Genomic DNA, 25,555 nt, shown 5'->3' on the forward strand with positions numbered 1-25,555 from the left:
GTTCGCACCCGGCAGCCTTTCGACAGGAGGTTTCCATGACCACGTCCATCGGCCTCAAAGCCCGCGTCGGCCTGTTCCCTGGGCAGGGGGGATACCGGCAGGGAGCGCTTGCCAAGGAGCGGAAGGCCGGCGAACCTGTTGTCCGCGAGGTCTTCGGGGCGATCGACGAGATCTCCCTGCAGCGGCGGGGAACCGCGGTCAGCCCGATCATCTTCGCGGCCGAGCCGCCCACGTTGGCGACATTAGGTGCGGAGGACCACGACACCCTGCAGCTCGCCATCCTAGGAGTTTCCGTCGCCCACCACCGGCTGCTCGCCGGTGACCAGCCGGACCTTCTGCTCGGACACAGTCTGGGAGAGATCTCGGCATTGGTCTGCGGTGGTGCGTGGAGCATCGAGGACGGCGCCTCCATCGTCTGCGACCGAAACGACGTACTCAGGACGCACGCGCCCCGGTACCACGGCATGATCGCGCTTGCCTGCCCGGCACAGCGAGCCGAACACCTGGTCAGCCTGATCAGCGACGACGACCTCGTACTCGCCGTGGACAACTCACCCGGTCAGTGCGTGCTGTCCGGCCCGGTGAAGCTGCTCGACGCCGTCCACGACATCGCGGGCAAACTCGGCTTGAAGGCGACCCGGGTGCACACGGCGTACGGGTTCCACAACCCCGCACTCGCCACCGCCGGCCGACACTTCGGTGGCAAGGTGGCCGGCTACTCGCGCCATCCCCTCAGCACCCCGGTGTTCTCACCGATCCTCGGCCGGCGCTACCACGACAACGACGACCTGGCGGCACTGCTCGGCGCGCATCTGACCAACACGGTGCACCTCGGGGCCGCGCTCGCCGGTCTCTGGGCCGAGGGCGTCCGGGAGTTCGTGGAGGTCGGGGAGGGCGGGATCCTGGCGAACCTCGTGAGGACTACTTACCCGTTCGCGGTGGCAGTGTCCGCGGCGGAGTGCTGGGGACAGAAGGTGCGCGAGGCTGAGCCCGCTCCTGTCCCGCCGTCCATCGCGACTCCTGAGGTCGTGCCTGTGGTGACACCGCTCCCACCTGTGGAACGGGTGACGACGAGCGAGTTGAGGTCCGTCAGTCGTCCCGAGGTCGTCGTCAGCATTCAGGAGCTGTTCGCGAACGCACTCGAATACCCCGTCGAGGTGCTCGGTGAGGAAGCGGAGCTCGAGGCCGAGCTCGGTGTCGACTCCATCCGGAAGGCCGACCTGCTGATCGCGGTGCGGAGGAAGTTCAACATCGGTGCACCTCCCACCGAGTACCAGAGTTCCGACTACGACAGCATCGGCAAGATCGCCGACTTCGTCCTCGACCGGGTCGGGTCCCGCTGATGGTGGGGCAGGGCAGGGAGTTCGAGCCGATCGCGGTAGTGGGCATGGGACTCGCCGTGATCGGTGCCAGCGACCCCGACCAGTACTGGCAGATCCTGTGCGAGGGACCGGAACTCTTCACCGAGGCCACCCCGGACCGGTGGCGGACGCGAGCCTTCACGCCGGGCCGCAACGACGTGCCGGACAAGGGCTACCAGCCGCTCAACGGTCTGATCACCGACTTCCGGCCGCATCCGTCGCTGGCCGCGGAGGGCACGGCGGCGACCGAACGGATGGACTTCAACACCCTGTGGCTGCGCCACAGCATCTACCAGGCGCTCGACGGCGTGTCCCGGTCCGAGGCGGACAGGTTCGTCTTCTGCGTCGGGCTGACCGCGGACGGAAGCCAGCACCTGGGTGAGCACCAGCAGATCGCCTCGGTCGTGCAGGCGCTGAAGGGCAGCGCCGGAGCGCACCTGACTCCCGCGCGACGGAGGGAGGCGGCCGCGGCGATGCGGAGCCGGTTCACCCGCGGTGACGCGCCGGCGCACGCCTTCCTGCCCCAGAACATCGCTTGTGCCGCCATCAAAGGAATTCTGCCGGACGGTACGCCGGCACACGTCGTGGACACGGCCTGTTCGTCCTCGCTGTACGCCCTGGACCGTGCAATCCGCGAGCTGACCAGCGGCCGCACCGACATCGCCCTGTGCGGTGGCTCGCTCGCACAACGCGTGACTTCCGCGGTGTTGTTCGCCCAGCTGGGCGGTCTCACCCGCATCGGCCAGATCAGGGCCATGGACGAAGGCGCCGACGGCACGCTGTTCGCCGACGGTGCCGGGGTTCTCGTGCTGAAGCGGCTGGCGCGGGCCGAGGCGGACGGCGATCTGATCCACGGCGTGATCTCGGGCATCGGTCTGTCGGCCGACGGCAGGGGAAAGGCGATCAACGCAGCCTCGTCCCGGGGGCAGGTGCTGGCTGCGCGCCGTGCTCTGACCAAGGCGGAGCTCGGGCCGCAGGACATCAGTCTCGTCATCGCACACGGAACCGGCACACCGGCGGGTGACCACGCCGAGCTCACGAGCATCGCGGACGTGTACCGGGATCGCACCGGCGATCCGATCCCCGTGGTCTCCAACAAGTCCGTGATCGGGCACACCGGCTGGGCGGCCGGCGTGATGTCGGTGATCCACGCCCTGCTCTGCCTCCGGCACGGGAAGGTTCCGAGGCAGCACCGGTTCGTGAGGATGTCTTCGAGGATCAGGGACCAGGTGCCGATGCTCACGGTGCCCACCGACGCGGTTCAGTGGCCGCGCGGCGGTCGTCCGCGGCGAGCGATGGCCATGGGGTTCGGCTTCGGCGGCACGAACGCCGCGGTCGTGGTGTCCGACCACTCAGGACGGTCCCGCAGCAGGGCCGTCCGGCCGGCAGACGTGGACGAGCGGGTCATCGTGGGCTGGTCGACAGTCCGGCCGCCGAGCGGAAACGGGTTCGGTGACCATTACCCGCTTCCACCCGCCGGAGCCATCACCATGCCGCGAGCGGTGCTGCGCAACATCGACCGGAGCCAGGTGATGGCGATCGAGTGCTTCGACCGGCTGCCACGGGAGCTCAAGGACTTCTGCGAGTTCCGCAAGGAGGCGGTCGGGGTGTTCGCGGCCTCGTTCGGGCCGACCCGCAACTTCCAACTGGGACAACTGCGGGTGCGGATGGACGACGTCGAGGACACGCTGATCTCGGCGCTGGGCGACGCGTCGGACGTGCGCGGTTTCCTGTCGGCCTACCGGCGCGAGATCGACGAGGTGATGCCCAAGGTCTGCCTGGACACCTCGCCCGGCGGAATGCCCAACATCATCGCTTCCCGGGTCTCCAACTACTTCGACCTGCAGGGGCTCAACCTGCTGGTGGACGGTGGCGAGGCGTCGCTGCTCAAGGCGTTCGAGACCGCGGATCGGTACCTGGAGACCTCCGATCTCGACGTTGCTGTCGTTCTCGGGATGAGTGCGAACACCTCCGACTCCTGGACGAGCGCGGTCATGCCGCCCGGTGAGAAAGCACGACGCGCGTCGGCCGAGGGCGCGTTCATGTTCGTGGTCGCGCGGAAGACGACGGCGCAGCAGGCGGGTCTGCCTGTGCACGCCACCTTGAACCACCTGGTCCGGGAGGTCGCGTCGTGAACGAACCACAGGTGCACCTCTTCGGCGCGGAGGGCGCCGAAGAGCTGATCGGTTTCCTCAGCGGAGACCAGTCCACAACGGAGATCAGGAGATCTCCGGGATCAGGACAGCCCGCGACGGTCCTCTCCCTGAGCCGCGCCCAGCCGGAGGACGTCCACACCCGTCACGTCCTCGCCTACTCGCCCGAGCACCTCGTCCCGATCCGGCCGCGGACGGCGTTCGTGCCGCCACGAACCCTCGTCATCGCGGACTCCCGCGTCGATCTCGGTTCGGTCGCATCGACGGCCGACTGCCTGGTGCTGTCGGTGGGGGAGTCGTCCTGGGAGCTGTCCGGGCAGCCGCTCGGGGAGGCCGAGCAGGGCGTCCGCGCGGCGATCCGCGACCACGATCCGCGCCACGTGCGGGTGATCGTGGACCTCGGACAGGAACAGGACTGGCTGGATCGAACACCTGCCACCGTCCTTCGCGTGCACGACGCGGCGCTGCTCGCCGCGCAGGCGGCCGCGCCCCGTCTGGCCGAAGGCGGCAGCTTCCACGTCGTGGCCCTGCGGGGCGCCGACCAGAAGGGGATCACCCACCCGTGCGCGGGGTTGTTCTCCGGCTTCGTGAAGACCCTGGAGGTCGAGCCCGAGGTCATCGGAGGCATCGACTGCTTCGCGCTGTTCACCTCGGCCGACACCGTGGCCGAAGCGGCGCATGAGGTCCAGGCGGAGAGCTCGGCACGCCGTGCGCTGCCCACGGTGATCTACGCCGCTGGCCGGCGGATGGTGCCCAGGGTGGTCGCGGAGCGCACCAGCCCGTCGTCGCACGACGTCGACCTCATCGGCACGTCGGTCGTGATCGGCGCCGGCGCCGGCAGGGGTATCGGCATGGTCATGTTGCGGGCATTGGCAGAGCGCTGTCGGCCCCACATCCACGTGATCGGGTCGAACCGCATCGGGGACTACGAACCGGAAGCGCTGACCGAGGACACGGTCGCCTTCAAACGCAGGCGCGCGGAACTGCTCCGGCAGGCTGCCACGGGGCCGAACCGCAGGCCGGTCCAGGACGTCGTCGCGGAACTGCGCCGTATCGAGCACGCACGTGAGGTCGTCGCGAACCTGCGCGCGCTGGAGGAGCTGTGCGGCATCGGCAAGGTCAGCTACCACGCCTGTGATCTCACCGACGGGGCGATGGTGGAGACGACGGCCGCGGAGATCCTCGCCGGCACCGGTGGCCAGGTCGACCTGCTGCTGAACGTCGCGGGGACCTTCAAGTCGGCACTGCTCACGAAGAAGTCCCTCGCGGACTTCCGCGCGACCAGGGACGTCAAGGTCGACACCTACCGCCATCTCAAGCGGGCGTTCGGCACCGTTCCCGCGCGGTGGGTCAACGCCAGTTCGGTGCTCGGCCTCTACGGCATGCGCGGCGAAACGGACTACACCTCGGCGAACGACTTCCTGTTCACGGCGGCGGCGCACGCGAACGCCGTCGAGGACTTCCGTGAAACGAGCATGGGCTGGGGACTGTGGGGTGAGGCCGGGCACGCGCTCGATCCCGGTGTGGCCGAGGTGATGCGGCAGAACGCCGACGTCGAGCCGATGTCCAGCGCGGAGGGCGTCCGGCACTTTCTCGGAGAGCTCGCGCGCCCCGTCGTCACAGCCTGCCCGATGTTTCTGGGGCCGGTCGAACGCGCGGCGGCCGAACGGCACCGCCCGGCGATCAGTGCACTGTGGAAACCGGAAGAGGACTTCTACGTCGACGAGGTCGTGGAACGGTCGGTGAGCCGGATCGTGATGCAGCGGTCCTTCAGCCTGGAACGCGACGGCTACCTCGAAGACCATCTCATCAAGGGGCGTCCCACGATGCCCGGTCTCGTGCTCGTGGAGTTCGCGGCACAGGTCTCCGAACGTCTGACCGGCCGCGTTCCCACCGCGGTCGTGGACCTCGCCTTCACCAGTTTCGTCCACGTGACGGCGCAACGCCCCGTGCGGCTGACGTTCACGGCCGAGTTCGACGCGGAGCAGGACTCGGTCACGGTCGTCATCACGTCGGACGTGGTGGCGCCGAACGGAACCGTGCTCGTTCGCGACCGAGAGAACGCCAGGATGAGCGTCCGGTTCGACCAGCACGACCAGACACCGCCTCCGGAGACACCATTCGTCGGGGGCGACGCCGTCGACGTCGAGAACATCTACGCCTCGGCCCGGCCGTACGCCGAGCTGCGTGGGGTGTTCGGCTCGGTGAGCACCATCTCGGTGGGCGGTGGTGGCAACCGTTCCGAGTCCACAATGGATTCGGAGGTGCTGGGACGGTGGTTCGAGCGGGCGTTCCTGCCCTTTGTGCTCTGCGACTCGGCCATCCAGGCGGCCTTCTGCCAGAACTCGGAGGATCGCAGGCCGGTTCTGGTCCCGCGGCTGATCGACAGGATCGACTTCTTCGGAGAAGTGAACGACCACCGGATCGCATCGGGGGCACGGCCTGCGACGATCACCTCGACACGGCTGTCGCGAGTCGACCACAACACCTACCGCGTCGCGTCGCTGGTCGCAGCGGATCCGCAGGGACAAGTGTTCCTGCGCGCCACCGGCGTGACGACCGCGGTGATCGGTCGACTCGAGCCGTCGCCGGTCTCCGAACCCGACGAACCGGCGGTACGGCCACATCTGATCGCCTACGATCCCGAGCACTTCGTGCGCCCCGTGACGAGGCTGGCGGCGTTTCCCGTCGCGGCACCGCTGACGCCTGTGCCGGTGTCCCACCTGCGCGGCTGGACGGTGCTCCTGCTGGGTGCTGAGCGTACGTTCGTGGCGGCGGTGGCTGCGAAGCTGCGTGACGCGGGTGTGCTCGTGCGCACGGCGACGACTGCAGGAGAGCTCCGCGAGATCGCCGTGGACTGGGATGGCGTGATCGACCTGAACCTGACCGGCCTGCCCGACTACACGCTGGGCGACAGGACCTGGGAGGACAGGCTCGCCCTGACGACGGAAGCACTGCATCTGGTCTATCGCGTGTGGGGGGCGGATGCTCGGCAGAACCGCCACTTCTACCTGGCGGTGACCCATCAGGACGGCCTGTTCGGTCGCGCGGAGGATGCCGGACCGATCTGCCAGCCAGTGGCCGGGGCGTGGCAGAACCTCGCCAAGATGCTGCCGATCGAGCTGCCTACCGTCGCGGGCAAGGTGATCGACCTCGACAACGTGGGCCCGGCCGCGGTGGCCGACGCCGTCCTCGCCGAGGCGGGTGTCTGGGACCACTTCGAAATCGGCTACCACCGCGGCCGGCGGCACCGGATCGAACATCGGATCGATCCGCCGCCGCCGCCGAACGTCCCGACCGAGCCGATCGGGCCCGGTGACTGCGTTCTGATCTCCGGCGGTGGGCGTGGCGTCGGACTCGCCGTCGCCCGCGCCCTCGCAGCACGGGGTGCCGACGTGGTCGTGACCGGACGGGAAGTGCTGCCCTCGGATCGGGAACCTCGCTGGCTGACCATGACGGAGCAGGAGTTCGCCGCCTGGCGGACGGAGAGGTTGCGGCGGGCGGGATCGTCAGGCGGACGGCTCGCTGTCGCCAAGAGCCACGTCGACCGGGCCGCGCGGACTCGGCAGTTGCGCGAGAACCTGCTTTCCGCCGAACGGGACGGCTTGCGACTGACCTACCGCGTTTGCGACGTGGCGGACCTCGGCGAGGTCCGCGAACTGGTGGCAGGTTTGCCACGCAGGCCGACGGTCCTGGTGCACAACGCCAGCGTTTACCGCGGGGTCAGGCTGTCCTCGATCGCCGTCACGGAGATGGTGCGCACGGTCGGGGTCAAGGTCGAAGGCTTCGCGAACCTGCTTGCCGCACTCACGCGTGACGGTGACGGCCCACGCATGGTCTGCAACCTCGGGTCCATCGGAGAGCGCTTCGGCGGCACGATCGGGCAGACAGCTTATTGTGCGGCGAACAACGCCCTCGCGCAGATGGGTTTCTGGGCGGCGAAGCGGTACGGGATTCCGGTGCGCACACTTGCCTGGCCCACATGGGAGCGTCTCGGCAACATCGTGAACTACCGCGGGGCGGCGCGGTACGGATCGATGATGGACCCCGTCGAGGGAGTGGCGCACTGCCTGCGGGAGATGGACGGCCTCGTCGCGCCGGGAGGAAGCGAGTACGGGTACTTCGGGCGTCTCGGCGTCATGTTCAAGCCGGGCTGGCTCTCCATGACCAGCTGGCCGCCTGGCCACCCTGACGCCCGCCGTGTCGAGACTGCGGTGCGTCAGGCGGGCACGGTTCGCAAGTACGTGGAGAACCGGTTGTTCGCCACTCGTCACGTCCTCCGCGACGCCACGCCGGCGGATCTGCTGGAATGCGTACTGGCCGCCGGTGACTGGGTGCGGCCGGAAGGGGAACCGCTCCAGCACCTCGTGGAAATCTCGGACCTCAACTGCATCCCGGCGGCGGAAGACGTCCTCGAGGTAGACCTCGATGCCACCGGTTCGTGGGCGGATGACGGCACCGTCTGGCAGGTCGACGTCGTCGTGACGTCCATGTCGGGCGCCCCGGTGCTGTCGTGCCGGTTGAGGTATGGCGAGCAGCCGCCGGAACTGTCCCCGACGATCGCCGGCGGAACGACGCGCGCCGTGGCGAAGCAACGACGTTCGGCAGACGGACGGTGCCTGTCGCACTCCGCGCTGGCGTCCATGTTCGCCGTGCTGTTGCGCGAGCAGGCCGACGGCAGCGTCTACATAGGACGTCTCATGGTTCGGCCCGGATGTGCCCGCGTCGACTCCATGAGCTGGAGCCCAGAGGAACCGGATGTTTTCGAGTTCAGCGCGGACGGTGAAGTACTCATGAGCGCGACCGGGGTGACGGTGTCTCTGCCGGGCGATGTCGACCGGAGGTCCTGGACATGCGCGCAATTCAGGTGACCAGTCTCGGTGGCCCCGAGGTTCTCGTCGAGAAGGAGGTGCCCGACCCGCGTGTCGGGCCCGACGACGAGCTCATCACCGTTACCGCTGTGGGTGTCAACTTCGCCGACACTCACCAATCGGATGGCTCCTACCTGACCACCGCGGACCCACCGTTCGTGCCAGGCAGCGAAGTCGTCGGTGTGACCGGGAGCGGGCGCCGGGTGCTCGCGCTGCTGACCGACGCCGGGGGTTATGCGGAACTCGTCGCTGCACCGAGGAGCGCGCTTGTCGAGGTGCCTGAAGAGGTGACGGACGCCCAGGCACTGGCGCTGGGCGTCCAGGGCTTGACCGCATGGCACGTCCTGCACAGCATCGTGCGGTTGCGTCGTGGCGAAAGCGTCGTGGTCAACGCCGCCGCGGGCGGAGTCGGTTCGCTCGCGGTCCAGCTGGCGGGGTATCTCGGCGCCGGCTGGGTGATCGGGACCGCGTCGACGCGGGCCAAGCGCGACCTCGCACTCGACCTCGGTGCCGATGCAGTGGTCGACAGCAGACCGGACCAGTACGCGACGCGAATCGTGGAGGCCAACGGGGGGAAGCGGGTGGACGCGGTGCTGGACGCGACCGGACGAGCCGTGTTCAAGGCCGCGATGAGCACCCTGGCGCCCTTCGGGCGGCTCGTGACGTTCGGGTACGCGTCTCGGCAGATACCGGCCTCGATCAGTGCCGGAGAGCTCATCAGGGGTGTCATATCGGTTTCCGGCTTCTGGCTCACCCCGCTGGTCGGTAGTCCAGACGGTCACCACGAGCCGCTCTCGAACCTGCTCGCCCTGACCGCGAAAGGGGAGCTGACGCCAGTCGTCGGTGCTCAGTACCCACTCGCCGACGCCCGCCGCGCACATGAGGACCTCCTCGCGCGGCGAACCATCGGAAAACTGATTCTCGTGCCTTGACAACAAGGAACGACAACGGAGGACCCATGAGCATCGACCTGACCAACCGCACCGCGCTTGTCACCGAGGCCACCAGCGGCTTCGGACGCGCGACCGCGAAGGCGCTGGCGGCCGCCGGCGCACATGTCGTGCTGTCAGGACGTGACACGGAGCGGGGGAACAGGATCGTCGCCGAGATCGCCGCGGCCGGCGGCAAGGCGGACTTCGTGGCAGGAGCACTGGGTGACGCGGACAGCGCGCGCAACCTGGCCGCGCAAGCCTGCGAACTGGGCGGTGGTCACGTGGACATCCTCGTCAACAACGCCGGCATCTTCATGCTGGGGCCGACCGAGCCCGTGCAGGAGAGCGACTTCGACGCGATGCTCGGCATCAACGTGAAGGTGCCGTATGTCCTGGTGGCCGAACTGGCGCCGAAGATGGTCGAACACGGTGGCGGCGCCATCGTCAACGTGTCGGCGATGGTCGCCGAGAACGGCATGCCCGACATGGCACTCCACGGCGCGAGCAAGGCCGCCTTGGAGCTGCTGACGAAGGCGTGGACCGCCGAGTTCGGTCTGCTCGGCGTGCGGGTGAACGCCGTCGCCCCTGGACCCAATCGGCCCGAGGGAACCGCGCTTCTGGGCGTGGTGCCGGATCAGCTCGCTTCCACCGCTCCGGCAGGCCGGACGGCCTCCGCTCAGGAGATCGCCGACGCGGTGGCGAATCTGGCCAGTGACGCCGGCAGGGTCGCCGTCTAGTACCGCGACCAAGTGCCGTATCCGTTCACGGATCGGTTTGAACGACTCGAGGACCTCTTGGCGGTCCAGTCCGGTCTTCGCCGCGGCAGGTGGTGAAGTCGGAGGTCCAGGCACGCGCTCCTTCGCGCTTGGACGCCCTGCGGCGCCGTGATCGCACAGCCGGACACCGGCGCTCACCTGAACCGGGAGCACCGGATTGTTCGTCGTGGATCGGAGGCACGACATGACCCTGAGCATGCCAATCTCAGGCGAAGTGCTGGTACGGCAAAGAGTTGGCTCTCTATGGCTGCCGAGGCCGGGCGAGCCGTTCTCGACGAGCGAGTTGCCGAGGCCCCCGGCTGCGGTGGACGTCCCATGCCCTCCTGATTCAGAGGCGGAGCGTGCTCTGTTCCGGTGGCTGCTCGGCCACCACGTCGCGCATTGCGTCTGGCGGCGGCTTTCCGGCCTCCTCGCGCGGACGAGCGGTACGGGAACACAGGAGCCGGACTGCACGGAAGCCACGTGGTGGTACCACCGGTACACCGCGTCGCTCATCTACGCCGCAAGCAGCGGCTCCAGGCTATACCGCGCCGTTGTCGGTCCAAGCATGGAATCGGTGCACCCGCAGTTTGGTCGCGCATGGGCTCAGGACCAGGTGCGGGCGGCGCGAATGGTGCGAGAACTAGCGTCCTCTCACGACAGTCCACTTGCGATCGCGGCCAAGTCCAATCGACTCGTCCGGATCCGACTCGCCGAGATCCTGGCTCTGAAGAGGGATGCGCCCCACTGCGATGCAGAGCGCCGTGCGCTGCCGGTGGAGGAAAGCGTCTATGACGACTACCTCCAGATCGAGCGCGCCCCTGTGACCAAGGGGTGGTTCGCGGCCCAGGCCGTGACCCGGACCAGTGTTGCACTCATGGACCTTGAAATGGACCCGATCGCCCATCGCGAGTACGCGTCCGCGCTCGCGCTGTTGCCTGATGAGATAACGACGATCGTTCACGACACGGTTCTCGCGTTCAACCTCCTGGGGCGCTGAGCTATCGGCTGAGTACGCGAACGCCCTGGTCGCACGCCGGGCGGCCGCACCGCAGGACACGGATCGACCGGGAAGCGGAACGACTCGATCACCGCTGCAGTGCCCGCGTGCGCCACATCGCCGGGCCGGAAGCGCGCTTGCCGCCATGACCGATGATGTGTCCGATGTCGATTCAACTCGCTTTCGGACTGACCGCGGGCCCTGGACTGAGCTGCTGGCCCGCCGCAGGCGGCGGAACCGCGCGCCCAGGTACACCGATGGCACTGGGCCCCGCCCGAGCAGAACCAGAGCTGGTGCTGGAAGCGACCAGACAGCTCGCTCTCCTGGTGCAGGGCGGGACCGAGACGGCGGCGGGCGCCGGCGTGGACCTGGGTGGCGGTTTCACCTCGGTCCGGGTGGCCGGTGCCCACGGCGACCGGCGTGACGCGGTGCTGGCGGCGCTGAGGTTCCTCGGTGTCGAGGGCGCACATCGGCTGGGCGAGCGGGCAGCCGTGCTCGTGGCACTGTTCGGCCTGTCCGTCACCAAGCGCGTCGGGGCGGCCGCGCATGCAGCGGTACGTGAACAACGTTGGGCGGCGCTGCAACTCGCCTCGGCGACGTCGGATCTGCTCGGCCCGGAGCAGTTGGAACGAGTGCTCGAACTCCGTGCTCCGGAGAGCGTGGGCCCGTTCCCCCGTGGTGCGGCCTCCACGCTGGCAGGCCATCTGTCCACGGTGCTGGGAGGATATTCGCGTCCCCGGCGGTTGAACCTCGTAATCAGCTTGTGGGATCACGTGTGTGCGCTGGTGCAGCAGCAGCAGCGCCGTCGGCGCCTGGCCACATCGCAAGTCCGCGAGGATCGGATTCACAGGCTGCGTGACCGCTACCGGACTCATTTCGACGAGCCGATGTTGAGGGTGCTCTGCTGGGACGTCGGCGCAAGTCCGACGGTGGCCGCCGCGGCGCGCTGGCACCCGCCCGCGGGGTGGGCGGCGAACGAGCTCGGCCGTCTGCTGCAGGACGCCATCGCCGCCATCGCGCTGCTGAGATTCGCCAAGGCGATGTCCGACGAGGGCCTGGAGGCCGCGACGCGGACGCATCGCCATGAACTCGTGGCGGCGGACTTCCTCAGTGAGGAAGAGCGCTCCAGTGCGGCGCACCGTTCCGTGGGGGTGTACAGCCATCCGGCTCGGCCGGGGTGCTATGTCCACCAGTTGGCTCGGGTTCTGAGTCCTGACAGGACACTGACCGCCAGAACCGAGACCTATGTGAAGACCCGTACCGCCATGGCCCGGAACTATGCCGTCGTGGTGCTTGAGACGGCGACTGGACTGGTGTCGGACCTCGACGGGCGACCGTTGCACAGCCCCTGCACCAACGACCTCCCGTGGAAATGCGGCGAGCTGGACGCTTGGCGCACTGCGGTGGGATTCTCGCGCACACCGGAAACGTGGGAACAGCCACCGCTGGCCGACGTGCATGCCGAAGTCCCGGTCGAACCGCTCGCCCGTCGGGTGGCGGAGGACCCTGCCTCACGGGAGGTTCCGCACGACCTGCTTTGGCTCGGTGATCTGGCCGACGCGCTGGCACCTTTCTACGGCAACGACCACGCGGACGTCCAACCCGACAGCAGCGGTCCGCTCGTGGACTACCGGACGCGTTCCTCCCGGCGAGAACGAGCCTCGCTGCCGCTGGTCGTCGCCCGCGTGGCCCAGTTGGTCATGTTCGGTGCCACCCCTCCGCAGCGCTGTGTTGGCTGGGAAGAACTGGCAACCGGCGTGGGCACGGACGCCGTGGTCGCCGAAGCGAGCACCGGTGTGTTCCCTGTCCCGCCCGAACTCGCGGACGTGGACACGCAGATCGCGGGTTTGTCCGTGGAACTGGCCCGAGATCCCAGACAACTCGCCGACTGGTCGGCCTACATGGGCAACTGCATCGGCACCATGTGGTACGCCGACGAGGCACGCCGCGGGCTTTGCGTCTTGGCGGCACTGCGTTCCCCGGTCGACAACCACATAATCGCCAACGTGGACATCCGCCGTCACACCGGAGGATGGCACGTGCACGAACTGAGGGCACGTTTCAACAACAACGTCGCCAGCGTCCTGGAGGAGCAGGTCAAACGATGGGTCGAGAGCATCCCGCCCGTTGTGCCGATCGGACCCGATCCGCTGCCGGTGCCACCTCCCGTGCGAACGCGAGGCGGTGCGGTCCGGCGGTCCGCCCTCAGCCGGTTCCCCACCGAGCTCGTACGGTCACTGATCGTTGCCACGGAACAGGAACTGAACGCGGAACCCGTGGGGCCGGCCATCAGAGCCTACGCGGCACTGGCCGGCGTGCTCGACCGTCCGGTGCGAGCGGACGTGTCCGAGCCGGAGACGGTGATCTTCGCGTTGAAACGAGCGGGTGCGCTCGCAGGGCCGCTCAGGGCGGCACTGGATGCGGGGGTGGACGCGGAGAGCCTGTGGCGGGCGAGCGGTGTCCGCCCACTTGCCGCCGCGGTGGCGAAGTTGGATACGGGACTGCGTCAGCGCTACCGGCTTCAGCTCCTCATCGACGGTTCCGAGCTTCCCCGTACTTTGGGCGCTCTGGTGCGCCGCCCGGAGATCGCGCCAGCGCATGCGCTCGACGTGGTGGGGAGGTCGTTGCGCGCGGCCATCGGTGAGCTGGCCACCGACGACTTGCTGGTCCGGTCAGTGGCTCGCAATCCGGTGGCTGATCTGGTGTGTGCGCTGATCATCGCGATCACCTGCGCCTCAAAGTCCACTGAGGACGGTACGGTCCCGCTGACGGCACCGGGAAAGTTCCTGGTTCCGGGCTTTCCCGTCAGCGACCTCTCCGACCAGGACGGTCCGTGGCAGAGGTCCATGGCCTCGGCAACCGAACTGGGGGCACCGGTGGAGTTGTTCTGGGAAAGGGTCGCCGACCACGGTCTGCTGGCCCCGGCGCTTCTGCTCGGCAGGGGCGGCTGGGCAGGTCTCTGGCGCCGGGCGCACCGCTGATCTGGTTCGTCCACGAAACGGTCTTCTGTCGTCGAGGCCTGACGTCACCGGTCAGCCGCAATGCTGTGGTGACAAGACTTTGCGGAACAGGGGGGATAAGGGCGGTCCTGTTAGGCAAAGAGTGCACCTTGCCACAGGGACTGTGTGCCTCGCGTACCACCGGGCGCAACCTGGTGATGTCGGGTTCGGCGGAACGGGTCCCGTGCGAGGAGGCAAGGATGAGTTCGCCCACAGAGGTACGCGACGAAGCCCTCGTGCGCTCGCTGTACCGAACGCACGGCCAGATGTTGCTCTCCTATGTGACACGCTTGACCGGTGGCGACTGGGCCACAGCCGAGGATGTCGTGCAGGAGACGTTCATGCGGGCCTGGCAGCACCCCGAGGTGTTCCGTCGCTCGGATCGACCGGTGCGGGGTTGGTTGATGACCGTGGCTCGCAACCTGTTGATCGACAAGGCGCGTGCGCGGTCTAAGCGGCCTCGCGAGGTGCCGTACGCCTGTGAGGAACACACTGAGTCAGACCGCACCGAGCACGTGCTCAACTCGATCGTGGTGTTCAAGGCGTTGAGCCGCCTCTCTTTTGAACAGCGCGAAGTACTGCTCCAGACCTACCTGTGCGACCGGACGTTCAGCAACGCGGCCGCGGGACTCGGGATCCGCGAGGGAACCGCGAAATCGCGTGCGCACTATGCGATATCCGCCCTGCGGCACATTCTGTCCGGTCAGGACGACCTCATCCAGAGCTGACGGGGTTCGGAGTCGGCGCGGGTGAGGTCCGGGCGTCGGTCGCGGAGGTCATCGGTGCTCCAGGCCGCTGTTCCGCCTCCTGTCCGCAACGTCAGCCGTCGCTGCGGAACACATTCCCCTTCCACCTTGCGCGGAATCTGCTTCTCGCCATGCCGCGGAGAGTGCGTCCCGCTGAAGCAACCTCGATCGCCCTTCGGAGCCTGTACCGGTGTGGGTGTGGAATGTCGGAAACACACCATCGAACCGGGCAGGCTTCCCGTCAGCTTGACCGCGACCGGAACTCATCTGCACGCTGGTCCGCATCAGATGACCCGTCGAAGCACCTGTCAGGCGGTCTGCCCTAGCTCCCTGCTCGCCGCTCCGGCTATCTGCTTGAGCCAGTGAAGGGTCCGGTTCACGTCGACCTGAGTCCGTTGTCCCCTTGCGCTCAGGGCGATTCTCGCTCCCGCGAGCGGAACGAGCACCGACAGGCAGACTGTTCCAGATTCGCTGCGATTGTATTGAGCGAAGCCGTTTCTGCGTATCTGAGCGAGCTCTCTGTCCAACGTGGCCCACTCCATCGAGGACCGGCTGTAGGCGGCGAGTGCCCTCCTGGCCGCCTCGGCCGAGTAGGCCATCAACAATCGGCCTGATGCCGAGCGGATCGCGGGCGTACGTCCTGACTCGTCGATCTCCTCCCAGGAGCACCTGTGGCCGTGAACTCGGTGCAGGTAGACGACCTCTTCGCCGTTCAACACGGCCAGGCTCGAGGTGAGTCCGGTGTGCAGCAGAACGTCACCGGTATACGGCGCCAGTCTGCGCAGAGAGGACGACTGTGGGCCGGCTGCCGGGCCCGGGCCGATGTCGAGCACGACCTCGTAGCCTTTTGTGCTGCGGGAGACCACCCCGCCCGCGATGAGTTCCCTGATGATCCGGTAGGTGGTGGACCTGGCCAGGCCCGTGCGTCCGCACAGCTCGGACAACCGCAGAGCACGTGGCTCGGACAGCAGTTCGCGCAACACCATCAGTGACTTGCCGATCGAGCCGTTCGTTGCTGTGTGGTGGTGCATCATCATGGCTCCTGACTGACTGCAGACCGGGGGTACGGCGGCGGATTGCTGCACCTTCCGTTCAGGTGGACGCATTTCGCGATTGCGTCCGGGAAAGGCTGGCAGCAAACGAATGCAACCCTGTTCGTTTGCTGCCTTTCGTTGAAGTCTCGCTTTGGTGCGATCTCAGTATCAGGATCCTCAAGGGCGCTGAGCCGGCGCGGCGCCCTGATGTCCCGAAGTCCATCGAAGCTTGCCTGTAGGGCTCCGATCGGCGTCACAGCGCATCCTCCTTGTTTGTGACACAACAATCTTCATGCCACGACAGGCGACGCGGTTCGCCCCTGCCGCGCGGGGCGTCCTCGATCGAGGTCTCGTGCCGGGGAGACAGGACGCGACTCGAACCGCGTTCGGTGTGGACAGAGCCGAACGCGTCGTCGCGTGAACTGCCGTGCCTCCGTCTGACGTCCGTCCGCATCGATCAAACGCTGAACTCGCTCACTTCCCTGCTCACCAGGAACTCACCCGTTTTCTGGCCGGGCAAGCGGAGCAGGCGCAGCACGGGGCCCGCCATCGCCGTGGTGGCAAGCGCCATCACCACCATGGTGGAGTAGATCGCCTGATCGATGATCATCAGTTCCAGGCCGACGCTCAGCACGATCAGTTCGGTGAGACCTCTCGTGTTGACCAGCGCGGCCAGGGCGACGGAGTCGCGCGACGAGTGTCTGGTGAGACGAGCGGCGATCCAGGCGCCGCCGAACTTGCCCGCGACGGCGACGCCGAGGATCAGTGACAGCTCGACGAAACCGTTGGGGCCGAGAGTCCCCAGGTCGACCTTGAGACCGGACATGGTGAAGAACACCGGCAGGAGCAAGGCGGTGGACGGACCGATCCAGCGCTTGAGCACTTCGCGTTGTTCCTCGAAGCCGGACGTGGGAATCGCGACTCCGACGATGAACGCGCCGAAGATGAAGTGCAGGCCGATCCACTCGGTGAACGCCGCCGAGGACAGAGCGCACACCAGCAAGGCGCAGGTGATCGTGGGTGTGGCGGAACGACCACCGAGAAGCCTGCGCAGCACGGGCCGGAACACCAGCACTACGGCCAGCAGGAAGGGAATCGCCAGGAGAATGGTCATCGCCTGCGAGGGCTGGTCCATGCCCGCCACGATCGTGACGACGGTGAGGAGGCACCACGCGCAGACGTCGTCCACTGCCGCGCAGGTCATCGCCAGCTTGCCGACCGTCGTGTGCTGCAGGCCGTGGTCGGTGATGATCCTTGCGAGTACGGGGAACGCTGTCACCGACATGGCCGTGCCGAGGAACAACGCGAACGCCAGCTTGTTCTCGACCGCGTGGTTCGTCGAGATGAGGACAGCGAGGGCCGCGCCCAGACCGAACGGCAACGCCACCGAAGCCAGAGAGATCACCGAGGCTGCTCTGCCGCCGCTGGGCTTCTCGCGGCGGTGGCTGAGATCGAGCCCGACGGTGAACATGAACAGCGCGAGGCCGAAGGTTCCCAGGATTCCGAGCAGGGGGCGTACGTCGGACGGGAACAGCGCGCCGGAGAGCTGTGGGCCGAGAACCATGGGGCCGAGAAGGATTCCGGTGGCGAGTTCCCCGATCACAGGCGGCTGACCCAGTCGCCGTGCGACACGCCCGAGCAGCGTCGCTGCGATGATGATCAGGGCGAGATCTAACAGGACGATGGCTGTCTGATGTGTCGACACCGTCGGTCTCCTCGTGGCAGGCACCCATGGTCATCGTGTTCGGCTGCTGTACGCATTTTGGGCCGACTGATTCGCTGGCGTGATTGTGCTTTGTGGACTGTGGTTGCCGCGACGCCAAGTTGCTGCGCGGCCGAAGTTGGTTGACTCTCCTCCTGGAGGCTTCATCGCCTCCAGGGCCGCGTCAAGGTCAGCGAACTGTGACTGCTCAAGGATGAGAGAAATCCGGTCTTTTGGTGCTCGCGCGGTCCGGCGTGGTAGGAATGCTCCATCATGCGCAGCATCGCCGTAGCGCGATTCTTGGTAATTGTGAACGCGAGCTGGCGGTCCCGCGCCAGAATCGCCTTGGCAACGCGAAAGCTTGCAAGTGTCGCGAGCGTCTCGAGTCGCGACAGCGGATACCTACGGGGGGTATCCGTCCGCTGCTGCGGTCTCCCTGACGTCGTCGTGTGCACGCGTTGTGCTCGTGGCCGTGAATCCGGGGCCATCCCGAACGTCGGCTTGGAGAGCACGGCAGCGTGACGGATACGCGTTTGGACACGCACCCGATGTCCAGCTGCTCCAGCGTTTGATCAGCGGATGCGTCATGGACACCGCGCGGCCGGTGGGAACGCGCGGTCTTCAGGGGTCGTTGGGGCGCATTGCGGTTGCCGGGGTTGCCGACGCGTTGCGGGAACCAAAACATGTTCTCGTTGCACCGATCGAAGCGGAGGCTCGTTTTGCCCACTTCACGTCAGCTCACCCGGCTCGCGATCGCCGCGGGCCTACTCGTCTGCGGGGTCGTTCTGCCGATCGGATCGGCTGCCGCCGGTTCGAACGGCCAGCATGTCAGCGCGTGCGGGAAGCAGTCAGGTCCTGTCGAGGCAGCCGCAGTGGTGGGCAAGAACCACCAGGGGCACGACGACTGGACCGAGGCCCGGCGGTTCACCTATTCCGAGGACGGCCTGCCGTGCGTCAACTTCCCGGACAAGTGGTGGGTCGGCAAGGTACAGATCAACTGGTACTACCCGCCCAGTCAGTCTGGCGGACCATTTCGGTACGCATACTCGACTTCGTGTCACGTACCTGTGCAGCAGAACGGCGACTGGGTCAAGTGCAGGTTGCTCTGAGCAACCGCCTGAGACGGCGGATGGCGGTCGGCTTCCCGAGGACTCCGGCACCGCCTCCGTCGGTCGCAACCGCCTGTTCCGGAGCCGGAGCCGGGATCGGTCGTCTCCGCTGGCGCCGAGCGTCGACGGGGACGACTTCACATCGTGTGAAACACGCAGTTCGGGATCAGGAACGACGTTGTCCGTCCGTGTTCGTCGTGACGAACTCGTACCGCCTGGGCGAGGGTGTCCGGTTGCTCGTAGAGCTCGCATCCTCAGCGCGGACCACAGATCGTGTCTCACGGGCCGATGATCATCAGCGCGGCACACGAAGCGAGCCGAACGCCACCTCGTCGATCACCTCGGAAAGAGGTGATCGACGAGGTGGAGATGCGTGGCATCCACTGCCGCCCGCAGCCTGGAGAACTCCGTTTCCCCGCCACCAATAGTCGGCGAGCAGGCGGGCATCAGACCGCGAACGGTCTCGACGACCTCGGCGTCGATCGACACCGGTCCGGTCGCCTGAGGGAGACGAGCACGTGCGGCAGCTCGCGGTTGTCAGTGTTCCGCTCGGCGAAGCCTGCCGTGTTCTCAATCGTCTCGGCGAAGTGCTCGGCACCTGTTACCGGTACCGATCTGAGTGCCAATAGGCAGTGCATTGCTCCACGGACCAGTCGTGAGTGGGAGTGGCCGGGCAAGTGGGCTGGGACTGGCCGAGATGGCACAGTTGATTCCAGGATCTCCGGGGTCGGCGAGGCGGACCGGTCCTGTGCCGTGGACGTGGTGGCGCTGTGCCGCCCCGTTCACCTCGGCGGTGTGAGCGCCGGCGGCGGTTAGTGGTTCGCTTGTGTGGTGCCGCATCTCGTTCTCCGAACGTGTCGATCCAGTGGAACCGGCAGGAATGCGGAGCCGGCGGAAAGTTCGATAGGCTCGGAGTGATGCCGATCGTTCCACTGTGGAAGGGCGAACCCAGGCGCCAGGTGAAAGAGCCAGAGTTGGCTCATACGGTCGTTCTCCGTGACATCACCCATGCCACGCCAGGTGTGCAGTGGCTGGCGGAGTCGGCGGCGTTGATCGGATCGACCTCCCAGATGCGATGTCCCGGCTGGTCACGGCGTGGTGAACCGTTGACGCACTCCGGCGTCGAGGTCCACAGCCGCGCTGCGGACCAGGAAGTTGAGCCTTCCAACGGTCGAGAGCCGTCGGAAACATGACGTCGGGAGTCCACGGCTCCGACATCAGCCTGCCGAGTCGGCCCCGATTGAGCGCGGCCACGGTTTCGAGACCTTCTCTGCGGCCGGCCAGTGCCAGTGGTGTGGCGTCTCCATCTGCGGCCTGCGCCTGCGTCCTTCGACCAGTTTCGCAAATCTTCACTTCGCTGGGGTGTCGCAAAGCATGGTCGTGCGCAGGCTCGGGGACAGTTCGTCAATCGCCGGGCGGATCGAGGTGTGCATGGCACGTTGTTCGTAGATCTCTTCTGACTCGCCTCGATGACCACTTCCAGCTCGGCTGTAGTACGCCTGCGGGCCGTGGCACTCAACACGGTGCGACAGGTGTTACGCACGATGGTCCGCAGCTACGCACCGGTGCCGCAGGCTCCGAACGTCCCGGACCGCTCAGTGCGACCAGCATCGCCTGCTGTACTACGGTCTCGGGCTCCGATCCGCGACCCAGCAGGCTCGGTGGGACAGCCTTTCTGCCGGGTTTGTGGCGCACCAGTATGGTTCCCAGCGCTGCGGGTCACCTGCCTGAGCGGCTCGCGTGAGTTCGCTGTCGGTGATTAGTTGCGTCTGCACCGGGTTTACATCCTGAAAGTCGTCCGCATTTGGGCGCAGCCGGCACGATGTGAGCAGCGGTGGTGGTGCTGAGGCCTGGATGGGTCTGGTGCGCACCGTTGTTCCCCGTGCTCAAGGCTTCACGCCCAGCCCGCCGAACACGGAGACAGTGTCACTGGAGGGTGATCGGGCATCGTCGCGTGACCGTCCCCACTCCCACCGCGGGGGGATCTGTGCCACGCCTGGATGTGCCACCTGCAGGCCTTCGAGTACACGAGCTACGTCGAGCCTACTGCGGGGATGGATTCCGTACGAGGCAAGTTGATCGGGCTTTGGAGTCTGGTCGGCCGCATACATAGGAGCCAGATGTGTGATCGCGCAGGCGCTCCCGGACGCGAGGGCCGTCAGGTAGCGCGCCATGGTCGTGTGGGGTTCCCGCTCCGGTGGGAGGTAGTGCAAAACGTTCACCGCGAGGAGGCCGACCGGCCGTCTCAGGTCGATCAGCTCTCGCCGTGCGCAAACGGACAACACGGTGTCGACATCAGATGGGTCCGCGCGCAGAAAATGTTCCCACCGCCACGAACCTCGCTTCTCCGACGCCAGGCGCCCGAGCACTTGCTGGTCCGGGCTGATGTAGGCGACCGCAGTGGTTCGTCGTGCGAGCGGGTGCAGTCCTTGGCCATCCAGATCATCCAAAGTGGGCATGTCGATGCTGAGGTCGATGAACTGCGTGACACCTCGGTTCAGCATCAGGTACACGGCGGCATCTCGGAACATTTGTTGCCGTGACCTCAACAGTTTCGTCGAGCGGAGGAATGCAGAGATGTCGGTCGTCCTGGCGCTCAGCTTGTCGTGGTTTCGCTGGTCGATACCGGTGGTGGCCATGCTCTCCTCGTTGTACAGCAACCTCTTCAACGTGACGGTACTTCGTGGTTCGCCCGCACCGCGCGGAATGGGGCCCGAAGGACATGGAGGACTGACCCGCACACTCCCTGCCCGGATCAGCGTTGGGCTGTGCGGGTCGGAGGCATCAGTTGCTTGGGTGTTCGGAAGTGCCGCTCCGAATGCACCTCTGTACTTGATTCACCCTGAGGCCGTTGCATCGCCGAGGGGCTGAGGCCGCAGGGCCCTCCGCTTCGGCACTCCCGCCGAGCCGAGGCGGAGGTCAGCGCGCGCAACGACTGGAGCGAACATGATGAGCAGGGCGACCGGCACCGTCGTCGTGCTGGGCACGATGACGTTGGCGATGCCGGCGTCGGCCATGGTAGCCGCCGTTCCCAGCCCGTCCGTGGAGACTTCGCGTGTGGCGGAGAAGGCCAAACCGTCTGTTGGGTGGGATAACTGCAACCGGCAGAAGCGGAACTCGATGCCGGCAACCGACAACGGGACGCGGCTCGCGGACGGCGACTTCGTCGCCGAACAGCACAGCAAACGGGGCGGACTCGACGGTGCTGTCGATCATGTGTTCGTGGTCACCGTCAAAGCCCCGGACGACCCCGGCCAGACACACAGTTGGTCGTTAACGAGGACAGTCGAACCGCCTCGCTGCGTCACGTCACTGCCGCCACCGCGACAACGACCAGAATGTGCCTCAGGGGCGACGCGTCATGCTGTCAGATGTCGTTGCTCAGGTGAGAGGTGTCTGCGGCCTCGTCGCCTGCCCGGCCAGCAGAGGGCTGGTGTGATAGTGCGGAATTACTAACGATCTGAAAATCGATTGGTTCCAAAGTGGCTGACTGCTCGATCAGCATCTTCGAATGGAACAGGATCGCCTCGTCATCGCCACGTTCGATGGCGGCGAAGGTCTCGTTCGCTGAGGCGACCGCTGTGATCATTTCGAGCACCTGCTGGGCGCCGTCGCCATCGCTGTTTTGCAAGAGTGAATTCCTCAGCTCGTTGAGCAAGTGCTCAAGTGCGTCTGTCATGAAATCGCCCTCTTTCGGCAAATGTGGTTGTCGCGACAATTCTTTGCTGGACGCCGAATTGCAACCGAGGTCGGTGTTCACTCTTCATCGGGGGCACTGATTTGGGTCCGTTCGCCCCCTTGGTGATCAGGTGCTCGCGAAGAATTTATGGAATCGAGGCGACTTCACTGTCGAGATCCGCGACGGTGGTCGGCTCAGATCGCGCCGACTTTGAGTGCGTACGAAACCGCGTGTGCGCGATTGCGCAGATTGAGGCGGGACATCATCTCTTGCACGATTTTCTTGATCGTACGTTCTGAATAACTCAGTTGTGCGGCGACGCTGGACGTGTCCTCCCCCTGCGCGATCAGCTTGAGCACCTCGACCTCGCGGACGGTGAGGCCGCCGCTGGCGAGTCCCTGGGTGGCCATGAGGGTGTTCTGCGCATGGCGGAGTTCGTCGATCAGCCAGCGAGTCATTTTGTCGGGGACCAGGGCGTGGCCGCTCTGGGTCGCGAAGATAGCGCGCGTGACCTGGCGGGCGGTGACGCCGTGCCGAGGCAGGATGCTGACCACGCCGGAGCGGAAGATCTGACTCAGGTGCCGTTCCATCAAGGGGCCGCACACGAGAACCGTCCGCTGGGCCGTGTTCTCGGCGTGGCCGGAGATCTTGGAAAGCGCGTCCACTGTGGTGTCGGTGACGGCTCCGGCGAGAACGAGCGCAACCTCTGCCTGGGAGGCCAGGTCCGGTGGCAGCACCAGGAGTTCTACCGCGCTGGACAGCGTGGGGATCAACTCGCTCGCCAAGGTCTCGTCCTCGGTGTGAACGGCGACGGTGATTCCCTCGGTGGCGGCGGCCCGTCGTGCCGGACTTGACGGGCTTCCGGTGGATCCGGCGTCGGCAACTGCGCTCGTGGGCACGGAGACCTCTTCCCGCATGGTGTTTGAACTCCGACACAGTCAGGAAAACATCTCGCCGTCAACACAGCGTCGACTCCGCGTCAACGTGCTGGCCGGAGGTCATCTCGACCTGACCGGCTGCGACATGATCACGAGGCGTGGGATTGCACGCGCCGCGCCCCGGCACGTGCAATCCCACTCGGTCCGCTGCTCAGCAGGCGATTCGGAGACCACCCCAGTCGGCGTGGTCGTAGGACACGCCGTCGCCGCCGTCGCGCACGACGAGCCGTACGACCGTCGCGCCGGACACGTTGGCCTCCAACGCCCTAGCGGCGTCGGAGCCGCTCACCGGCCCGCTGTCGAACACCTTCGTGCCGTCCGACCACACCTCGTAGCTCACCAGACTCCGCGCGTCGGCCTTCCGGTCGTCGATGCCGATCGTCGCGGTGACCTTCGAGCAGTTTCCGCCCGCGTAGTACTCGACGTGAGCGGGAGCGTGGGTGCCGAGGCCCTTGTCGAACACCTTGCCGCGGATGGTGATCGGACCGCCGTCACCGGCCTCGGACTCGCCGTTGGTGCTGTCCACCTCGACCGGGCCGTAGCCGTTGGCCGAACGCAGCCACTTCAGGTCGCTCATGAAGAGGTCACCGCGGGGAGCCGGGCCGGCGATCATCGCTTCGACGGCATGTGTCCTCTGCACCGGGTTGTTGCTGTGCGGTGAGCGATAGGTGAGAGACGCGGTGATCGGGAACCTCCCGGCCTCGGCGTTCGCCGGAACTGTGACCTTCCAGGTCGTCCTGAACGACTGCTCCCCGCGCAGGGCGGCCGTCGTGTTGCTGGTCGTGGCCGTCGCGGTCCAGCCACGGGGTACCCGCAGGGTCGCTCGGACAGCGGTGACGGGAAGCCTGCCGGTGTTGCTCATCGAGGTCGTGTAGGTGGCGGTCGTGCCAGGCCGCACGATCGGGAGTGCGCCGGGATAGAGGATCTCCCCGTCGATCGACGGGGTGACGGCCGGAGGGAGGTCGTGCCAGTCGTTCGCCGCGTTGACGCGGTACATGACCGAACCGTGAGGCGGGAGCGCGGCGCTGATGGAGCCCGCGGAGTGCGTGGTGGTCTTGGCCCACAGGTCGCGGAGCTTGTAACCGGACGCCTTGCGCAGGCCGATTTCCGCGGCCGTGACTGACATCGTCGTGGGGCTGTCGTTCTCGTTGAAAAGCAGGACGGCCTTGTCGCCGTTCGCGAGAGGCTTCACCAGCGCGTAGGTGCCGTTTTCGTTGCGCACCACCTTGGCCTGGACGCCGAGCCTGTCCTGGTTGACCGCGATCACCTCGCGGTTCTCCAGGATCTCGAACGTCGCTGCGGAGGCCTTGCGCAGGTCCGCGCCGATCAGCAGTGGCGCCGCCATGATCGACCAGAGGCTGAAGTGGCTGCGGTACTCGAGGTCCGTCATGCCGCCGTTGCCGACCTCCAGCATGTCCGGGTCGTTCCAGTGGCCGGGGCCCGCGTAGTCGGCGAGATCCATGTTGCGCTTGGCGATCGACACCATCGAGTTCCAGTCATCACTGATGTCGTAGGTGGTGCGCCACAGGTGGCCGACGTCCTTCGCCCACTCCCAGGGCTTGTTCTCGCCCCACTCGCAGATGGAGAACACGATCTTGCGGCCGGTGGCGTTCAGGGCGTCGCGCATCTTGGTGTAGCGGTACTTCGCGTCGACGCCCTGGTTGTTGCAGTTGTCGTATTTGAGGTAGTCGACGTCCCAGGACGCGAACAGCCTCGCGTCCTGTTCTTCGAAGCCGAGGCCGCCGGGGAAACCCGCGCGGTCGCACGTGACGGTGCCGGCGCTGGTGTAGATGCCGAACTTGAGGCCCTTCGAGTGCACGTAGTCGGCGACTGCCTTGATGCCGTTGGGAAAACGCCCCGGATGAGGGACGAGATCGCCATCCGCGTCGCGCTCGGGGAGCGCCCAGCAGTCGTCGATGTTGACGTACTCGTAGCCCGCGTCCTTCAAGCCCTTGGTCACGAAGATGTCGGCGATGCCCTTGACCATCTCTTCGTTGAACTCGTCACGGCAATGCGTGGAGTTCCAGTTGTTGAAGCCCATCGGTGGTGTCAGGGCTAGACCGTCGTCTTTCTGCCGATGCTGCGCTTGTGCTGCCGGTGTGATGAGTGCTCCGGCAGCGACGAGGGCCACGACCGCTGCCGTGCACCACTTGGATCCGCGTAGTTCCACTTGCACCTGCTCCTAGTGCTGAGGAGGACTCGTCAGGCGGCGGCGACCACGCTCGAAAGCAAACAAGACTGAACATGATCAGACACATCAAAACGGCTGGCGGCGA

Annotated in this window: 16 protein-coding genes; 10 read left to right on the forward strand and 6 right to left on the reverse strand. The window is 66.6% G+C overall.

The window, feature by feature from the left end; genetic code table 11:
• The first annotated feature begins 35 nt into the window (after positions 1-35).
• The 8 genes from ACH413_RS33135 (at position 36) to ACH413_RS33170 (ending at position 14,799) form a co-directional block, all read left to right on the forward strand.
• Entirely contained in the window at positions 36-1,343 is a 1,308-nt protein-coding gene (locus ACH413_RS33135) for an acyltransferase domain-containing protein (protein WP_360047430.1), read from the forward strand.
• Complete coding sequence (locus tag ACH413_RS33140) at positions 1,343-3,496, forward strand: beta-ketoacyl synthase N-terminal-like domain-containing protein (protein ID WP_360047429.1); 2,154 nt, start codon at positions 1,343-1,345, stop codon at positions 3,494-3,496. The genes ACH413_RS33135 and ACH413_RS33140 overlap by 1 nt, the downstream gene beginning before the upstream one ends.
• Positions 3,493-8,385: an SDR family NAD(P)-dependent oxidoreductase gene (locus tag ACH413_RS33145; RefSeq protein WP_360047428.1), complete on the forward strand. Its 4,893-nt coding sequence runs from the start codon at positions 3,493-3,495 to the stop codon at positions 8,383-8,385. The genes ACH413_RS33140 and ACH413_RS33145 overlap by 4 nt, the downstream gene beginning before the upstream one ends.
• Positions 8,386-8,423: 38 nt before the next feature.
• A complete protein-coding gene (locus ACH413_RS33150; protein WP_360047427.1) occupies positions 8,424-9,317 on the forward strand; it encodes a zinc-binding dehydrogenase in 894 nt (297 codons plus the stop codon).
• A 26-nt stretch (positions 9,318-9,343) separates the two neighbouring features.
• Positions 9,344-10,054, forward strand: coding sequence for an SDR family oxidoreductase (locus ACH413_RS33155; RefSeq protein WP_360047426.1), 711 nt, complete (start codon positions 9,344-9,346; stop codon positions 10,052-10,054).
• A gap of 586 nt (positions 10,055-10,640) precedes the next feature.
• Positions 10,641-11,072 carry a hypothetical protein gene (locus ACH413_RS33160; RefSeq protein ID WP_360047425.1) on the forward strand — a complete coding sequence of 144 codons (432 nt, stop codon included), beginning with the start codon at positions 10,641-10,643 and terminating at the stop codon, positions 11,070-11,072.
• Between the two features lie 257 nt (positions 11,073-11,329).
• Positions 11,330-14,053: a hypothetical protein gene (locus ACH413_RS33165; protein ID WP_360047424.1), complete on the forward strand. Its 2,724-nt coding sequence runs from the start codon at positions 11,330-11,332 to the stop codon at positions 14,051-14,053.
• A gap of 218 nt (positions 14,054-14,271) precedes the next feature.
• The gene (locus tag ACH413_RS33170; RefSeq protein ID WP_360047423.1) at positions 14,272-14,799 is read left to right on the forward strand and encodes a sigma-70 family RNA polymerase sigma factor; all 528 of its coding nucleotides are present in this window, start codon (positions 14,272-14,274) and stop codon (positions 14,797-14,799) included.
• Positions 14,800-15,125: 326 nt separating this feature from the next.
• Here ACH413_RS33170 and ACH413_RS33175 read toward each other — a convergent pair whose 3' ends face one another.
• Both ACH413_RS33175 and ACH413_RS33180 read right to left on the reverse strand, forming a co-directional pair.
• Positions 15,126-15,923, reverse strand: a complete 798-nt coding sequence (locus ACH413_RS33175; protein WP_396425394.1) for an IclR family transcriptional regulator — start codon at positions 15,921-15,923, stop codon at positions 15,126-15,128.
• Between the two features lie 385 nt (positions 15,924-16,308).
• Positions 16,309-17,556, reverse strand: coding sequence for a cation:proton antiporter (locus ACH413_RS33180; protein WP_360047421.1), 1,248 nt, complete (start codon positions 17,554-17,556; stop codon positions 16,309-16,311).
• Between the two features lie 716 nt (positions 17,557-18,272).
• Between ACH413_RS33180 and ACH413_RS33185 the strand changes: the two genes are divergently transcribed.
• Positions 18,273-18,662 (forward strand): hypothetical protein, encoded by a 390-nt coding sequence (locus ACH413_RS33185; protein WP_360047420.1) that lies wholly within the window; start codon positions 18,273-18,275, stop codon positions 18,660-18,662.
• A gap of 373 nt (positions 18,663-19,035) precedes the next feature.
• Positions 19,036-19,167, forward strand: coding sequence for a hypothetical protein (locus tag ACH413_RS33190; protein ID WP_360047419.1), 132 nt, complete (start codon positions 19,036-19,038; stop codon positions 19,165-19,167).
• Positions 19,168-20,548: 1,381 nt separating this feature from the next.
• Here ACH413_RS33190 and ACH413_RS33195 read toward each other — a convergent pair.
• From ACH413_RS33195 to ACH413_RS33210, 4 genes are all read right to left on the reverse strand, one after another.
• Positions 20,549-21,301 carry an SAM-dependent methyltransferase gene (locus tag ACH413_RS33195; protein WP_360047418.1) on the reverse strand — a complete coding sequence of 251 codons (753 nt, stop codon included), beginning with the start codon at positions 21,299-21,301 and terminating at the stop codon, positions 20,549-20,551.
• A 728-nt stretch (positions 21,302-22,029) separates the two neighbouring features.
• Positions 22,030-22,422, reverse strand: a complete 393-nt coding sequence (locus ACH413_RS33200; protein ID WP_360047417.1) for a hypothetical protein — start codon at positions 22,420-22,422, stop codon at positions 22,030-22,032.
• A gap of 113 nt (positions 22,423-22,535) precedes the next feature.
• Positions 22,536-23,258, reverse strand: a complete 723-nt coding sequence (locus ACH413_RS33205) for a LuxR C-terminal-related transcriptional regulator (RefSeq protein ID WP_360047416.1) — start codon at positions 23,256-23,258, stop codon at positions 22,536-22,538.
• 172 nt (positions 23,259-23,430) lie between these two features.
• Positions 23,431-25,449, reverse strand: coding sequence for an NPCBM/NEW2 domain-containing protein (locus tag ACH413_RS33210; RefSeq protein ID WP_360047415.1), 2,019 nt, complete (start codon positions 25,447-25,449; stop codon positions 23,431-23,433).
• Between the last annotated feature and the right edge of the window lie 106 nt (positions 25,450-25,555).

This window comes from Lentzea sp. NPDC020367, from assembly GCF_044387305.1.
Classification (GTDB): domain Bacteria; phylum Actinomycetota; class Actinomycetes; order Mycobacteriales; family Pseudonocardiaceae; genus Lentzea.